Source organism: Clostridium pasteurianum BC1, assembly GCF_000389635.1.
In the GTDB taxonomy this organism is placed as follows: Bacteria; Bacillota; Clostridia; order Clostridiales; family Clostridiaceae; genus Clostridium_I; species Clostridium_I pasteurianum_A.
Map to the genome: position 1 here is coordinate 1,873,561 of NC_021182.1, position 14,417 is coordinate 1,887,977.

Here is a 14,417-nt window from a genome sequence, read left to right on the forward strand (position 1 = left end):
TTAATAAGTCAGTAAGTATATTTACTTTTTGATGTACAAGAGAAAGGGGTATGTAAAAATTAACATGATAAAAAAAATACTAAAGATTATATTAAAATTTTCAGTATCAATTTCAATATTGCTTTGCGCATTTATGGTATTAGTTTTTTATTGTAATTTAGGTCCTTTTAACAAGCTGAGAACTTTATGGGTAACTACTGCTATGACTACATTTAAGCATCAATGGTTAGCTACCGATTTTATATCCAGTACCGAGATAAATAGAATTTTAAATTCAAACAGAGTTGTAGCTACAAATGATAAGACAAGTACTGGCGAAAGTGCAGCAAAGAATAATTTATCCGAAAAAAGCTATAATACTTATGACAATATGGTAGTAAAAGCAAGTAGTTTTAGTACTTCTGATACAATATCTGTAATTAATATTAACGAAAATAATTATACAGGTAAGCTTATGATTGTGGATAATCCCAAGAGGGTAGAACTGGCAACTATAGATAAATTCAGCTTGAATATCAAGGGAGATAAGTTATTGGAATTAGCACAGAATAATTATGCGGTGGCTGCTATAAATGCTAGTGCATTTATAGATCCAAATGGTACGGGTAATGGAGGTGTACCTATGGGTATCGTGGTGAAAAATGGTAAAGTAATATATAATGATACTTCAGGTGCTTTTAATATAGTAGGATTTGATTATAGTGGAAGATTGATTACTGGACAATTTACATTAGAGGACGTAGCTAAAAGTAATATAAAGGATGCTGTTTCCTTTGGACCTGCATTAATTATAAATGGTAAGCCTGTTACAATAGAAGGAGATGGTGGTTCTGGTCTTCAGCCAAGAACTGCAATTGGACAAACTGTGGATGGAAAGGTTTTGCTTCTGGAAATTGATGGAAGACAACCTCTTTACAGTGTTGGTGATTCTATAAAAGATATACAAGATATAATGGTGAGATATGGCGCTATCAATGCTTCAAATCTAGATGGTGGCTCCTCTACAGCTATGTATTACAATGGTGAAATTATAAATAAACCCTGTGGACCATTGGGAAGTACAGGCGGAAGATATCTTCCCACAGCTTTTTTAGTAACTAAATAGTGTAGAGAAGTTGTTTTAATCCTATAAATAAATTTATTTATAGGATTTTATTTATTTCTTATTTAATAAATAATTCATCAGATTTCTGGAAATTTTTAATTATATTGTATAAAAAAGATTTGATATTTTTTATACAATAAAAAATAAGTATGCTTAAAGGCATACTCAATATATAATATATAATAAAATATAAAATGCAATCAAAAAATCATTTAAAATAATTAAGCTACCTTCTGTAACAATTTTCGTGCATTATGATATTTAACTAATAGCCTGTCTAATTTCTGACTGTAAGAAACAACTTTATCATCAGTAAGAGACTTGTAAAGTATAAGTTGATAAAGCTTATTTCTTAGTTCATCTATTTCAGCAATTAAAAGTTCCAAATTAGAATCCATATTAAACCCTCCTTATTTCAAACTACCCCTTATTTTTTGATTGCAAATTTATTTTACCAAATTATACATCACATGTAAATTCATTTTAACAGTCATTATAGAACATAAATCTACACCTATTGGCAACTTACACCTATTTTCAAAGTTTTATTTAAATTTACTGTTTTTTACATTTGTTCAAACGTGTTGAAAAAAGCTATTTGTTATAATATGTAAATGGCGGAATGTGTCATTTATTTTTATAAATTATTATAATTATTGAAAGTTGTTTTCAATAACAATTGTGTTATAATATTTATGTTAAATAGGTTGTTTGGTACAGCATATATAATTTATTTTAGATATATATGATACAATAAATTACCTATTTAAATAAAATAATTATTTTATTTAAATAGCATCCATTAGATATTATAAATTAAAAGTACAATTTTAACTAAAGTTTATATATTATTGGACAGTTAGTCAAGTTTTATACTTTTTTATATTATTAGAATATATTAAAATCTTTATATAGGATAAAGCATTTAAAATATAGCTGGTAAACAGGACATATGCAAAGAAATAGCAGATCAAAGAAAGAGATGTAGAAGTATTTACGTATTGATTAGTTATTTCTTTATATATGTCTAAATTTAAGGACAAAATAAAATTTAGGAGGTACATTTATGTTAAACATGGATCTAACAATGGCTCTTGTTAGAGTAACTGAAGCTGCTGCTATAAGATCGGCAAAATTTATGGGTAGAGGAGATAAAATAGGTGCAGATCAAGCTGCTGTAGATGGTATGGAAAAAGCTTTTGAATTAATGCCAGTGAGAGGAACAGTTGTAATTGGCGAAGGAGAACTTGATAATGCACCTATGCTTTATATAGGTCAAAAAGTTGGAATGAATGAAGACTATATGCCTGAAATGGATATAGCAGTTGATCCATTAGATGGAACAATTTTAATTGCAAAAGGATCACCTAATGCTATTGCAGTTGTTGCTATGGGACCCAAAGGAAGTCTTCTTCATGCACCGGATATGTATATGAAGAAAATAGCAGTAGGACCTGGAGCTAAAGGTGCAATAGATATAGATAAAAGTGTTGCTGAAAATGTAATAAGTGTGGCAAAAGCACTTAAAAAAGATGTAACAGAATTAACTGTAGTGGTTCAAGAAAGAGAAAGACATGATTACATAGTTCAGGAAGCTAGAGATATTGGTGCTAGAGTTAGGTTATTTGGAGAAGGAGACGTGGCTACCATACTTGCTTGTGGATTTGAGGAAACAGGAATAGATTTATTTATGGGAATCGGTGGTGCACCAGAAGGAGTTATTGCAGCAGCAGCTATAAAATGCATGGGAGGAGAAATGCAGGCACGACTTATGCCTCATAGTGAAGAAGAAAAAATAAGATGCAAATCTATGGGCATTGATGATGTGAATAAAATATTAACTATAGATGATTTGGCAAAATCGGATGAAGTTCTATTTGCAGCTACAGGTATAACTGAATGTGATCTATTAAAGGGTGTTGTATATTTAAAAAATGAAATTGCCATTACCCATTCAATTGTTATGAGTTCTAAAACTGGTGTAATAAGATTTGTTGAGGGAAGACATGACTTGAATAAAAGTAAATTAGTAATATAATAGTATTATTATATGTGGGAAAGGCGTGATGGAACAATGCCTGTTAAGGTTAAGACTTTGGTTGAAGATTTGGGCTTGGAAGTAATTATTAGTGGACCAGAAGAAGCTGAGGTTTGCTTAAGTGATATAAATAGACCTGGGCTACAATTTGCTGGATTTTACAGTTATTTTGCCAATGAAAGAATACAGATTGTGGGAAAAACAGAATGGAGTTTTCTAGACGAAATGAGATCCGAGATTAGAAAGAAGAGACTAAAGAAATTTTTCCAGTTTGAAACTCCTTGTATAATCATAGCAAGAAATCTTACACCTCATGAGGAATTTATAGAAGAAGCTACAAGACGTAATGCGTGGCTCATTAGAGCAAGTAGTACTACTACCAGATTTATAAGTAAGGTTATGAATTATTTAGATGATAAGCTTGCACCAGAAACCAGAATGCATGGAGTTTTAGTAGATGTATATGGCTTTGGTATACTTATTACAGGTGAAAGCGGTATAGGTAAAAGTGAAACTGCTTTAGAACTAATAAAAAGAGGACATAGACTCATAGCTGATGATGCAGTTGACATTAAAGCTATTGAGGGTGTGCTTCATGGCAAATCTCCTTTTATAACCTCTGGTATGCTAGAGGTTAGGGGAATGGGCATAATAGATGTACCAGCTTTGTATGGACTTAGCTCAGTTCTGGAAACAAAAACTATTGATTTAGTTATGTATTTAGAACAATGGAAAGAGGGAAAAGATTATGACAGACTTGGTATAGATAACGAGTGTATAGAAATTTTAAATGTACCTGTAAGGAAAATGACTTTGCCAATAAGACCTGGTAGAAATTTAGCTGTTATAATTGAAGCTGCTGCCGCAAATTATAGATATGCACTTAGCTGCAAAGTATCTCCGGTAGAAACAATTAATCAGAGAATGGATGTGGGTGGAGACGAATAATACTAAAAGTAAATTTAGAGATTATATAGCTAAAAAAAGGGAAGTACTGTCCTTAGTAGAAAAAAAAGCAATGGATAATGCCATATATGAAACTATAATTAATAGCGGTGAATTTATAAATGCAAAAGTAATATTTATTTATATCAGCTTTGACAAGGAAGTGGACACACGTAATATAATTAAGTATGCTATTGCTTCTGGTAAAGAAGTATGTGTACCAAGAGTTATTAGCAGATTAAAGGGTATGAGAGCACTTAAAATAAACAGTTTGGATGAACTTGAAATAAGTAATTACGGAATTTTGGAACCAAAAGAGAATTCAGAGGAAGTATTTGTAGAAAATATGGATTTGGCTGTAATTCCAGGTTTGGCATTTGATTTGCAAGGTGGAAGAATTGGTTATGGTGGTGGTTTTTATGATCGATTTTTTTCAAATGCAGATATAAATATAAAAAAAATAGCCTTAGCCTATGAATTTCAAATATTGGAGGGAATCCCTTTAGAAGATCATGATATAGCTATTGACGCTATAATAACTGAAAATGGTTGTAAAAATATTAGATAAGGCATATGAAAATAAATAGACTAGCATACTGACTAGTTATTTATTTGAATGTACTTAGCATATATGAAAAGAAAGAATAAATTAAATATATTAGTATAATATATTTATTAGTTGCTTTTTTGAATATGTGAAAATAATTATCTTATTTAGGAGGGAAAACCATGGCAGATAAAAAAAATAATTTAGAAAAAAACTACGATTACGCATGGAAAAAGTATTCTGAAAAGGACTTGCCTAAAGTCTTTGAATTAGCGGATAGATACAAAAAATTTATATCAGACTGCAAAACAGAAAGAGAATGTGTTACTGAATTCATAGAATTGGCAAAAAAGGCAGGATATTTAGATATAAATGAAGTTATAAGTGAAGGTAAAAAGTTAAATCCAGGAGATAAGGTATATGCTAATAATAGAGGAAAGAATTTAGCCTTATATGTAATTGGAAAAGATCCTTTTGAAAAGGGACTTAAAATATTGGGAGCACATATAGATTCTCCAAGAATGGATTTAAAGCAAAATCCTCTTTATGAAGATACGGATTTAGCAATGTTAGAAACTCATTACTATGGTGGAATAAAGAAATATCAATGGGTGACTATTCCACTTGCTATACATGGAGTTATTGTGAAAAAAAGTGCAGAAATAATAAATGTGGTAATTGGGGAAGATGAATCAGACCCGGTATTTGGAGTATCAGATCTTCTAATACATTTATCTCAGGATCAGCTTAAAAAGTCTTTAGCTACAGGAATTGAAGGAGAAGATTTAAACATATTAGTTGGAAGTATTCCTGTTGATGATAAAGATGTAAAGAGCAAAGTGAAATACAATATACTTAAGATTTTGAATGAAAAATATAACATAAGTGAAGAGGATTTTGTTTCCGCAGAACTGGAAGTAGTGCCTGCTGGAAATGCAAGAGATTACGGCTTCGACAAGAGTATGGTTATGGGATATGGGCAGGACGACAGAATATGTGCCTATACATCCTTTGATGCTATGCTTGATATAAAAGAGCCAGATAAGACCTGCGTAACAATACTGGTTGATAAAGAGGAAATAGGAAGTGTTGGTGCAACAGGAATGCATTCAAAATTCTTTGAGAATGCTACAGCAGAGGTTATGGAGTGTGCTGGAGACTACAGTGATATAAAACTTAAAAGAGCTCTTGCAAATTCTAAAATGCTGTCCTCAGATGTAAGTGCTGCCTTTGATCCGAACTTTCCATCAGTTATGGAAAAGAAAAATACAGCCTATCTTGGTAAGGGTGTTGTCTTCAATAAATATACAGGAGCTAGGGGAAAGTCTGGCTGCAATGATGCACGTGCTGAGTATTTAGCTGAAATAAGAACCATGATGGATAAGCATAATGTATCCTGGCAGACCTCAGAGCTTGGAAAGGTAGATCAAGGTGGTGGTGGAACTATAGCATACATACTTGCTCAGTATGGTATGGATGTTATAGATTCTGGAGTAGCTCTTCTTAATATGCATGCTCCTTGGGAAATTTCCAGTAAGGTAGATATTTATGAAACTAAAAATGCCTATGCAGCGTTTTTATTGGAAGCCTAAGGAAAATGATTTTTAATAAGATCAAGTATACTATATGAATTAGGATATCCCTCATTTCGTTAGCTAAGAGGGATTCCTAATTTTTTAATACTTTCAATCATTTTTTGCCATTCAGTAAAAAAATAAAGGTCGTAATTCTATCACGACCTTATATTAAACTAATAGTATTATTCATTAAATTTTTCTAAGAACTTACCTATGTTATTAGAATCTAGATAAACTGAACCTAAAGTACCATGCTTTGTGTCAGCTTCTTCACCACTGTGAAAATCTGAACCTGCAGTAACTAGTTTGTTATAATCCTTAGCTATCTTTAAGAATCTCTCAGTATCTTTCGGTTCATTGAGAGGATAAATAGCCTCTAGACCATCAAAATCGTACTTCATCAAATCTTCCACAGGAGTCTTTTTTACTAAAACTGGATGGGCCAGTACAATTACTGTATTTACAGATCTAAGCAATTCTATTCCTTCCTCTAAAGGAAGCTTTTTATTAGGTATATAAGCAGGACTATCTTCATTTATAATATTTTTAAAAATATAGTCAAGAGTATATTCATAGCCAGCTTCCATTATGGCTTTTGCAATGTGAGGTCTTGCCACAACACCTTTTGAATTTTTAATAATTTTTTTATAGTCTACATCTATATTAAAATATTTTTTTAAATTCTCTGTTATTATTTCAGCCCTTTTAATTCTGTATTCAGTTATGCCTTTTAAAAAATCCTGGAAATCCTTATTCTTGTAGGAATTATCTTTAAAGTATCCAAGCACATGAATACTTTCATTGTTATAACGGGTTGAAAGTTCTATGCCAGGAATCACCTTTAATCCTATTTCATCACCCTTAAGGAGGGCTTTCTCTATACCCTTTGTAGTATCATGATCAGTAATTGCCATAATATCTACACCGTTAGATTTCGCTAAGTTTACCAATTCATCAGGAGAGAACTTTCCATCGGATTCTGTTGAATGACTGTGAAAATCACCTTTAAAATACATTAAATCACTTCTTTCGTATTGAGTAATTTCTCTTACTATGTATAGGTTATTATATACTAAAAGCTATGATAATGAAATAGTATATAAGTTTGATTTAGTGAGATATAATGAATAAAATCAGTGAACTATAAAATAAATTTAAGTTTTTATCGTGGTATAATATATTTACATAAATAATAAAGATTATAGGAAACCGGTATATTACTCATATCCACGTAATCTTTATCGTAAGTACCATCCCAAGGATATACAGATATATATTTTTCATTATAAATTTCTAGAACATACTTGTCCGTCTTAAAGGTAAAGTAAATTTTATAAGGAGGTTTTGCAGGCAAATCCTTTGGTTTACTTATAAAGTCATTTCTATGAAGATGTAATATGAAATTTTTAGCTGTAGTACTTTGTTCAGCAGTAAAGGTCTGTTCTTTATAAAAATTGGTATCTAATACTATTCCCAAAAATGAATTTTCAAGTTTTATATCTCTTGTAAGTAGATTGGTATAATAAAAATTGTAGGGTTTCTTTGGATTTAAAAATGAATTAGAGCTAAAGCTAAGGCTGCAGCCAGTAAAACTTAAAACTATAACAATTACAATTCCTATGTAAATTAATTTATTAACTTTCAATGTAGTTACTCCTTTATAAGTATTCTAAATTAAAATATGAAAATAATAAGGATTTTATTACAATATTACATTTTATTAATTAGGTATGGTATACTATCAATGAATATTTTTATAAGAAGATAATCAGGTTTTTATCCGATGACTAGTCGCTGTAATATTCCACCACCTAAAGGTAGAGATAATAGCGACGCGTCCCTGGATAATTCATCTAAACTTGGTGGGAATACAAACTCCCACCAAGTAAGATTCATTGATATTAAAGGGGAGATAATTAAAAATGCCACAGCATTCTTTGTCAAGGACAGAGCTTCTAATTGGAAAAGAAGCCTTAGATAAATTAAAAGATAGTAAGGTAGTAGTATTTGGTATAGGTGGGGTAGGAAGCTTTACAGTGGAGGCCTTAGTTAGAGGCGGAGTAGGAAGACTTGTACTTGTAGACGATGATACCGTTTGTTTAACTAATATTAATAGACAGATCCACGCTACCTTTAAAAGCATAAGTAAGCCTAAAGTTGAAGTTATGAGGGATAGAATACTAAGTATAAATCCTAAATGTGAGGTTATAATCTATCAAACTTTTGTAAAGGAAGATAATATAGGTGATATTATAGGAGAAGATACGGATTATGTAGTAGATGTGATAGATACTGTATCCTCCAAGATAGCTTTAATATTATGGTGTAAAGAGCATAACATTGAAATTATAAGCTGTATGGGTACAGGAAATAAATTGGATCCAACTAAATTTCAAATTGCAGATATATATAAAACAAAAATATGCCCCCTAGCAAAGGTAATGAGATGTGAACTTAGAAAAAGAGGAGTAAAGTCTTTAAAGGTTCTCTATTCTGAGGAAATGCCTTTAAAGCCAAAGGAAGATGAAGTTATAACCTGTAAAGAAGGTTGCGTTTGTACAGGAGGAACTAAGAAATGTCTTGCTAAAAGACAAATACCAGGAAGTATATCCTTTGTACCACCAGTAGCAGGTATGATAATAGGTGGGGAAGTTATAAAGGATATAATTGGAATTCACTAGATTATGTAATCAATAGCTGCATATAATTGTTTATACAATTGCTAGTATTTTTAAAGATTTCATAGGAAGCAATGTAAATATGATAAATTCATCCATTGACTTGAAGTACATATGTTAATGGATGAATTTAGTTTTTACAGTTTCTACTTAATAAAAATAACATCTAAAAGAATGTTTATTATAGATGTTATTTTTAAAATCCATCTACTGATTTTTTCTATGATTTTTATAGTTTTTAAGTTTATCGTCTATAATTAGTCCGCCTTTCTTCTCATCTATTCTCACTACTGTTATTACTCTCTCACTGCCGGCTTCAAAAGGAATCCTGTGAACTTTTTTTATAAGTTCAAAAACCTCATCATATTCACCTTCTACAGTAGTACTCATAGCGCCTATCTCATATTTTAAACCACTGTTTTTTATATAATCAATAGCTGCATCTACCTGTTTATATAGCTCTTCTTCTGAAACAGATGGAATTAGAGGCATAACAGCTATGTCAGCAATAACCATATATACACATCTCCCTTGTTAATTAATTTTGTTTAACGGAATAAGTAACTTTTGTTGACATGTCTATTGACGATATAATAATTAGGAATATACAGATTATACGATTTTAATATGTTTCAATAAATTATAGTACAAGAAAGAGAGTGTTACAATATTATTTCAAAAGATTGTGCCTATGATAAGGCTCTGCATGAATTAATATATATGAATTAGGAAATATAATTTTTATGTCCTTTTCTATTGAACTACATAGATTATGAGCTTCCACCAAGGACTGATTTGAGTCTAACAATAGGTGGATATCTATTTCTCTTGTATCACCACTTTTCCGAGTTCTCAATTTGTGATAGGATTTTACATCAGAATATTTATGGATAATATTTAAAATTCTATTGATATCTTCAGAAGACAGGCTGCTGTCTACCAGATCCTTCATGGATTTTTTTATAAGAACTATAGAAGTTCTTATAATTAACAAAGCTACTATAATAGCTGCAATTGAATCAAATATCTTTAAACCTGTAAGCTTTAAAAGTATAAGTCCTATAAAAACTCCTAAGGAGGTGAATACATCAGTTAATAAATGCATGGCGTCTGCTTCTAAAGCAATAGATTCTGTTTTTTTAGATATTTTTAAAATATTAAGTGAAGTTATAAGATTTACTCCTGTAGAAATAAGCATTACTACTATTCCAGAATAGATATTTCCAACATTATTTTCAGAAAATATTTTTACTATGGATTCGTATATTATTATAATCCCTGCAAATAAAATTAACAGAGCTTCCACAAAACCTGAAACATTTTCGTATTTTCCGTGACCAAAGGGATGGTCTTCGTCTTCAGCTTTGCTGGCTTCTTTTATAGAAAAAAATGCAATAAGACTAGCAATTAAATCTATGGAGGAGTGAATACCTTCAGATATAACGCTTATAGAATTCATAGATATTCCGGCTATAATTTTAAATATAATTAATATGATATTTGATGCTATGGATAAAAAAGCACCATTTTCTTTATTCATTTTTACCTCTCCAGTGACAATTATTTCAATTGATAATAGAAATTAAACTATTATTGTATTATTATATGTAGATGTATAAATAACTGTGAAGAAAAAAGTAACAGAAGATATTGGTATTGATTATCATTTGATAATGAAAAATCGAAATGACTTTATATTGAGCTAAATTTCATAAGCGATGCTTATCTGATGACTATCCATTCTAATACTCCCATCTTTCTTAAAGCGAGAGTAAAAGAGTGGTTACGTTCTTGGATAAGGATTTACCCTAAAGGGCAACGATTTCTAAGTATCATAAATACCGATATTAAGAAATCTGCTTGTGAGTACAGTGGGCTGCAGGATTACTGGAGTAAAAGATTACTTATGCAGATAAATTTGTTATAATGAGATTAGAATATGCAATATAATATGTAATTCGTAATATGAAGAAAAGACTAAATAAAAACCTTCATGCTAGTTAGAACTATTCTTAATAGTTAATTAGTAGACATACAGGAAAGGAAGACAATTATGAATTTAATATCCCTTGAAAATATAAAAAAGAGTTATGGAGAGAAAATATTATTTGATGATATATCTCTTGGAATAAATGAAGGACAGAAAATCGGATTAATAGGTATAAATGGTACTGGTAAATCTACACTTTTAAAAATTATAACAGGTATTGATAGCGCAGATGAAGGGAAAATTATAACGAAAAACAAAATTAAAATTGAATACTTATCTCAAAATACCAGTTTTACAAAAGATGATACAGTAATGGAAGCTATTTTTAAAGGAAATTCACCTGTAATGATATTATTAAGAGAATATGAAAAAGTAGTAAGCCAATTATCCAAAAATCCTCAAGATGAAACTATTCAAAATAAGTTTAATAATTTATCAGAAAAAATGGATGCATTAGATGCCTGGAATGTGGAAAGTGATGCAAAGGCTATTTTAACAAAGCTTGGAATAAAAGACTTTGAGGCTAAGGTAGAAACTTTATCTGGTGGTCAGAAAAAGAGAATAGCTCTAGCTAGTGCACTTATAGCTCCTTCAGATCTTCTTATATTAGATGAACCTACAAACCATATAGATGATGCCACTGTTAATTGGCTGGAGTCCTACCTTAATAGTAGAAAGGGTTCTTTAATTATGATAACTCATGATAGATATTTTCTTGATAGAATCGTAACTGAGATATTGGAGCTTTATAAGGGAAAACTCTATAGTTATGAAGGAAATTACAGTAAATATCTGGAGCAGAAAATAGAGAGACTAAGTCAAATGGAGGCACAGGAGCAAAAGAGGCAAAGTTTAATTAAAAGTGAGCTTAAATGGATAAGAAGAGGTGCAAAGGCAAGATCTACGAAGCAAAAGGCTAGAATAGATAGATTTGAGATATTGCAAAATGAAAATATGGATTTAACTGATGGAAAAGTTGAAATATCCGTGGGAAACACACGACTTGGCAAGAAAATAATTGAAATCAATGATATAAGTATAAACTTTGGAGACAAAACTTTAATAGATGATTTTAGCTATATAATAAACAGGGAAGACAGAATAGGAATAGTAGGGCCTAATGGTATGGGTAAAAGTACCCTTCTGAATATAATTTCTGGAAAACTTAGGCCAACTGCAGGTGAGGTTGAAATTGGAGAAACAGTGAAGCTTGGATATTTTTCACAGGAGTATAGAGACATAGATGAAACTTTAAGAGTAATAGATTATATAAAAGAAACGGCAGAATATATGAGTACAGCGGATGGAAGTTTAATAAGTGCTTCTCAAATGCTTGAAAAATTTTTGTTTCCAGGAGTACTTCAGTATACTCCAATATCTAGACTTTCTGGGGGAGAAAAGAGAAGACTATATCTTTTAAAGGTATTGATGGAAGCACCTAATGTATTACTGTTAGATGAGCCTACTAATGACCTGGATATAGAAACACTAAATATATTGGAAGAATATATAGAAGAATTCACTGGAACCGTAGTGGCAGTGTCTCATGACAGATATTTTTTAGATAAGGTAAGTAATAAAATTTTTGCCTTTGAAGGTGAAGGGAAAATTATAGAGCATACAGGTAATTACACAGATTATCTGGAGTTTCATAATGATATTGTTGAAGAAGAAAATGATCTACAAAAAATAAAAAATAAAGGTAATCAGGAAAAGCAGGTTAGAAATAATAAAAGAGAAAAAACATTAAAATTTACTTTTAAGGAACAAAAAGAATATGAAGAAATAGAGTCAAATATAAATGAAACTGAAAATTCTTTAGAAGAAATAAATAATGAAATAAGCAATTCTTCCAGCGATTATGTAACTCTACAGGAATTAATGGATAAAAAAGAGAAAACAGAGGAGCATTTGAATTATCTTTTAGAGAGATGGATGTATCTTAGTGAGCTGGCAGAAAAAATAAATAATCAAAAGTCTTAAATTAGTTTATTTCTGGGTAGAATAAAGATGTAAATGTATTTTAACCTGGATTGGATATATAATCCTAGATGGCATTGATAATTCATATAAAATTTTTTATGAATCAAATTAAAACTTATGTAAGATTTACTGGATTACCTGCCCCATTGAGTCTTATGATTTCTAAGGAAAAAAATAATATATAGTTTAAAGTGGTGATGAACTTTGGATAAAAAAAATAAAAAACTGGCGAATTTAATTCTCTTAATATTTGCTGTTGGATTTTTCATTTCCTATGCCTTTGAGGATTACTTTGTAGGTGCGCTTATTTCCAGATGCTGCATGGCAGCATTAATAGGAGGACTTGCGGATTGGTTTGGAATAACAGCTATATTCAAGAAGCCTCTTAATATAAATTGGCCTAAGTTTTTATTCAGGACAGATATTATAAATAAAAATAAAGATAGAATTGTGGATATCATTGTGGGCACTGTAGAAAAGGATCTATTAAATAAAGAAAAAATAAAGAATAAATTAGAAAGCTATAACCTTGCTGGTATTATAGTAAGATTTATAAGATCTAGAGAAGGTGACGAGGCGCTAATTCAGGCAATGGATGAAATATTTGATCCTAAACAGAAAGCCAATAAGAGTATAAGTGATTTTTCTTATGAATTTCTTTCCAATACAATAGAAAAAATCAACATAAGTCAATTGCTGTATAGGTGTTTATTGTGGAGTTCCCATAGGGGCTATGATGACATGCTAATAGATAAAATTATTGATTCTGCCATTAATCTTTCTAAAGGAAAAAATGTAACTGTATTTATTGAAAAATTATATGAAAATGCTTTAAAAACCTATGAAAAGAATAATATAAATAGAAAACTTACAAATAAATTAATATTAAATTATATATTAGATATGTCCCCTAATAATGCAGCTTACAGCATTCAAAAAGAAATAGTAAAGAATTTGCATGACATGAAAAACTATGATAATAAAAATAGAAAATTTATAAAAGAAAAGTTAAAGGAATATGCATTAAGACTGAATAATGATGCAAGCTTAATAGATAAAATTGAAAATTATAAAATAGAGTTCTTAAGAGAAAATGATTTTTTAAAGCAGACACTTGAAAAATTTTTAGATAGTTATATTACTGAAAATTTTTACAGTAATAAAGATTTTATTAAGAAGTTTAAGGTTAAGAAAAGAAAATTATTATTAAAGCTTATAAGAGATAGAAAAAAAATTAACAGCATTGATAATACTATAAAAGATACCATATACAGAATAATTGATGATAAATACAATTGTATAGGTACATTGATAAGGGAGAATTTAAATAAATACAATAATGAAGAAATAGTAAAGATAATGGAGGAGAGATTGTCTGAGGATCTTCAAATTATCAGGATAAATGGATCTATAGTAGGTGGATTAGTTGGTCTATTTATATTTTTATTAACCTTTTGGATAAGGTAGGCGGTAGGCTCTATGAAAAGGAATGATGAGCAAATAAAATAGCCAGTATTTCTTTGAATGTGTCTAAAGCTGTGAGAAGAATAGGGA

13 protein-coding genes are annotated in these 14,417 nt (G+C 30.2%); 8 read left to right on the top strand and 5 right to left on the bottom strand.

The window, feature by feature from the left end:
• Positions 1 to 64 precede the first annotated feature (64 nt).
• Complete coding sequence (locus CLOPA_RS08670; RefSeq protein WP_051115630.1) at positions 65 to 1,105, top strand: phosphodiester glycosidase family protein; 1,041 nt, start codon at positions 65 to 67, stop codon at positions 1,103 to 1,105.
• A 221-nt stretch (positions 1,106 to 1,326) separates the two neighbouring features.
• Here the strand turns inward: CLOPA_RS08670 and CLOPA_RS08675 are convergent, their stop codons facing one another.
• Complete coding sequence (locus CLOPA_RS08675) at positions 1,327 to 1,503, bottom strand: aspartyl-phosphate phosphatase Spo0E family protein (protein WP_015615050.1); 177 nt, start codon at positions 1,501 to 1,503, stop codon at positions 1,327 to 1,329.
• A 668-nt stretch (positions 1,504 to 2,171) separates the two neighbouring features.
• On the opposite strand from CLOPA_RS08675, the gene glpX reads away from it, so the two are divergent.
• The 4 genes from glpX to CLOPA_RS08695 all read left to right on the top strand — a co-directional run bounded on the left by glpX (position 2,172) and on the right by CLOPA_RS08695 (position 6,227).
• On the top strand, positions 2,172 to 3,143 hold the full coding sequence (gene glpX / locus CLOPA_RS08680) for a class II fructose-bisphosphatase (RefSeq protein WP_015615051.1): 972 nt from the start codon (positions 2,172 to 2,174) through the stop codon (positions 3,141 to 3,143).
• Between the two features lie 36 nt (positions 3,144 to 3,179).
• The gene (gene hprK, locus CLOPA_RS08685) at positions 3,180 to 4,091 is read left to right on the top strand and encodes an HPr(Ser) kinase/phosphatase (protein WP_041710851.1); all 912 of its coding nucleotides are present in this window, start codon (positions 3,180 to 3,182) and stop codon (positions 4,089 to 4,091) included.
• Positions 4,072 to 4,656, top strand: coding sequence for a 5-formyltetrahydrofolate cyclo-ligase (locus CLOPA_RS08690; RefSeq protein ID WP_015615053.1), 585 nt, complete (start codon positions 4,072 to 4,074; stop codon positions 4,654 to 4,656). The genes hprK and CLOPA_RS08690 overlap by 20 nt, the downstream gene beginning before the upstream one ends.
• A 161-nt stretch (positions 4,657 to 4,817) precedes the next feature.
• A complete protein-coding gene (locus CLOPA_RS08695) occupies positions 4,818 to 6,227 on the top strand; it encodes an aminopeptidase (protein WP_015615054.1) in 1,410 nt (469 codons plus the stop codon).
• Between the two features lie 167 nt (positions 6,228 to 6,394).
• Here the strand turns inward: CLOPA_RS08695 and CLOPA_RS08700 are convergent, their stop codons facing one another.
• Together CLOPA_RS08700 and CLOPA_RS08705 are read right to left on the bottom strand one after the other, a co-directional pair.
• Positions 6,395 to 7,228: a PHP domain-containing protein gene (locus CLOPA_RS08700; protein WP_015615055.1), complete on the bottom strand. Its 834-nt coding sequence runs from the start codon at positions 7,226 to 7,228 to the stop codon at positions 6,395 to 6,397.
• 146 nt (positions 7,229 to 7,374) lie between these two features.
• Positions 7,375 to 7,857 carry a DUF4883 family protein gene (locus tag CLOPA_RS08705; RefSeq protein ID WP_015615056.1) on the bottom strand — a complete coding sequence of 161 codons (483 nt, stop codon included), beginning with the start codon at positions 7,855 to 7,857 and terminating at the stop codon, positions 7,375 to 7,377.
• Between the two features lie 277 nt (positions 7,858 to 8,134).
• Here CLOPA_RS08705 and CLOPA_RS08710 point away from each other — a divergent pair, with 277 nt between their 5' ends.
• Entirely contained in the window at positions 8,135 to 8,893 is a 759-nt protein-coding gene (locus CLOPA_RS08710; RefSeq protein ID WP_015615058.1) for a tRNA threonylcarbamoyladenosine dehydratase, read from the top strand.
• Between the two features lie 204 nt (positions 8,894 to 9,097).
• Here the strand turns inward: CLOPA_RS08710 and CLOPA_RS08715 are convergent, their stop codons facing one another.
• Both CLOPA_RS08715 and CLOPA_RS08720 read right to left on the bottom strand, forming a co-directional pair.
• On the bottom strand, positions 9,098 to 9,406 hold the full coding sequence (locus CLOPA_RS08715) for an MTH1187 family thiamine-binding protein (RefSeq protein ID WP_015615059.1): 309 nt from the start codon (positions 9,404 to 9,406) through the stop codon (positions 9,098 to 9,100).
• Positions 9,407 to 9,560: 154 nt separating this feature from the next.
• Positions 9,561 to 10,430 (bottom strand): cation diffusion facilitator family transporter, encoded by an 870-nt coding sequence (locus tag CLOPA_RS08720; RefSeq protein WP_015615060.1) that lies wholly within the window; start codon positions 10,428 to 10,430, stop codon positions 9,561 to 9,563.
• A gap of 513 nt (positions 10,431 to 10,943) precedes the next feature.
• Here CLOPA_RS08720 and CLOPA_RS08725 point away from each other — a divergent pair.
• Positions 10,944 to 12,863, top strand: coding sequence for an ABC-F family ATP-binding cassette domain-containing protein (locus tag CLOPA_RS08725; protein WP_015615061.1), 1,920 nt, complete (start codon positions 10,944 to 10,946; stop codon positions 12,861 to 12,863).
• 204 nt (positions 12,864 to 13,067) lie between these two features.
• Positions 13,068 to 14,330 (top strand): DUF445 family protein, encoded by a 1,263-nt coding sequence (locus CLOPA_RS08730; RefSeq protein ID WP_015615062.1) that lies wholly within the window; start codon positions 13,068 to 13,070, stop codon positions 14,328 to 14,330.
• Positions 14,331 to 14,417: the final 87 nt, after the last annotated feature.

Coding starts and splice junctions, on each gene's coding strand:
- CLOPA_RS08720 (WP_015615060.1), bottom strand. CDS start 10,430: ATGAATAAAGAAAATGGTGCTTTTTTATCCATAGCATCAAATATCATA.
- CLOPA_RS08675 (WP_015615050.1), bottom strand. CDS start 1,503: ATGGATTCTAATTTGGAACTTTTAATTGCTGAAATAGATGAACTAAGA.
- CLOPA_RS08715 (WP_015615059.1), bottom strand. CDS start 9,406: ATGGTTATTGCTGACATAGCTGTTATGCCTCTAATTCCATCTGTTTCA.
- CLOPA_RS08710 (WP_015615058.1), top strand. CDS start 8,135: ATGCCACAGCATTCTTTGTCAAGGACAGAGCTTCTAATTGGAAAAGAA.
- CLOPA_RS08700 (WP_015615055.1), bottom strand. CDS start 7,228: ATGTATTTTAAAGGTGATTTTCACAGTCATTCAACAGAATCCGATGGA.
- CLOPA_RS08670 (WP_051115630.1), top strand. CDS start 65: ATGATAAAAAAAATACTAAAGATTATATTAAAATTTTCAGTATCAATT.
- glpX (WP_015615051.1), top strand. CDS start 2,172: ATGTTAAACATGGATCTAACAATGGCTCTTGTTAGAGTAACTGAAGCT.
- CLOPA_RS08695 (WP_015615054.1), top strand. CDS start 4,818: ATGGCAGATAAAAAAAATAATTTAGAAAAAAACTACGATTACGCATGG.
- hprK (WP_041710851.1), top strand. CDS start 3,180: ATGCCTGTTAAGGTTAAGACTTTGGTTGAAGATTTGGGCTTGGAAGTA.
- CLOPA_RS08725 (WP_015615061.1), top strand. CDS start 10,944: ATGAATTTAATATCCCTTGAAAATATAAAAAAGAGTTATGGAGAGAAA.
- CLOPA_RS08690 (WP_015615053.1), top strand. CDS start 4,072: ATGTGGGTGGAGACGAATAATACTAAAAGTAAATTTAGAGATTATATA.